Genomic DNA, 1,267 nt, shown 5'->3' with positions numbered 1-1,267 from the left:
GATGTGAAGTTTATCTCCATCTGCAGCGACCCGCCCTTGCAAATATTCCTGTATTTCTAGGATGTCATTGACACAGCCATTCAAAGAAGGAACAGGACTGGGATATTCATCAATAGCTACCAGCAGCGCATAGATATTATTGGTCATGCCATTCTCTTAATACTTATTGAAGAGTGCCCCTGGCTGAGTGGGAGCATGCCAGTTTTGTTAATTCCTGATTCAGATCCCCCTAAATCCCCCTTAATAAGGGGGACTTTTTCATCTAATTTCCTCCTTCATCAGGAGCACTTTTTTATCTAATTCTCTCCTTCATCAGGAGTACTTTTTTATCTAATTCTCTCCTTCATCAGGAGCACTTTTTCATCTAATTCCGTGCTTAATAAGGGGAATTTTTAATCTAATTCCCCCCTTGCTTAAGGGGGGTTAGGGGGGATCTCTGTACCTAATTACAAAGGTGACATGACCCTAGGTGAGTTGGTCAATTATCAACACAGAATATAAATACTCGATTATAAACCTCTATCGGTTTTTCCTGGAGAACGCTCACTAGTAGTTGTATTAGATTCTGGTGCAGTAATTTCTTTAGTGTCTTGATTTTCTGTTTCGACATTTTCATCACTCGCTCCAGCTTTTACTTCAGCTTCTTCAGGAGTTGTTACTGTTTCCTGAGAGTCGGATCGAGCGTCCCCTAAGGGGTTAGTATCGCCAGATGTATTTTCTACTACTTGCTCTTCAGAATTTTGGTTAGATTCTGTATTTTCCATCGCCACTTTTTTTTACCCCAACTGTATGATACAGGGCAAGGGCAAGACTCAATCAATTATTATTAAAAATAGTGATAACTAAGCGCAGTAGTTATGATAATCAAGGCTTACCATGGTCATAATCCTTTGGTCATAATCCTTGCCGCATATCACATTTTTGCTTAATTTTTCTTGCGCTTACCCGGGCTTTATTAGAATAAGCTCTACTTCTATAATAGCATATTATGAGCTTATTTGTCAAGGAAGCTAGAACCATTGCGGTGCCTTAAGCTATCAGCTTAAGCGCTACGCGCACGCTACGCGAACAGCTATCAGCTATCAGCTATCAGCCGTGAGCTTTAGGCTGACGGCTGACGGCTGACGGCTGAACGCGCATATGCTACCCTTACTCCTTTTCTACTGCACCTAGAGCTTTTAACGTGTTTTTCTGAGCTTTTGTTAAACCAATGGCGTTTTTAATATTCATCCCTTCATAGGGTCGATCAATTCTCATAGTTTTTACA

The 1,267-nt window shown here is 40.8% G+C and carries 1 protein-coding gene; it reads right to left on the bottom strand.

Annotation, left to right across the window (positions count from 1 at the left end; translation table 11 throughout):
- Window positions 1-509 precede the first annotated feature (509 nt).
- Window positions 510-764, bottom strand: a complete 255-nt coding sequence (locus tag F6K49_RS50155) for a hypothetical protein (RefSeq protein WP_293110321.1) — start codon at window positions 762-764, stop codon at window positions 510-512.
- Window positions 765-1,267: the final 503 nt, after the last annotated feature.

It is taken from the genome of Moorena sp. SIO3I6, assembly GCF_010672095.1.
Note: the sequence above shows the minus strand (reverse complement) of the source record. Positions and strands in the feature narration are given on the sequence as shown.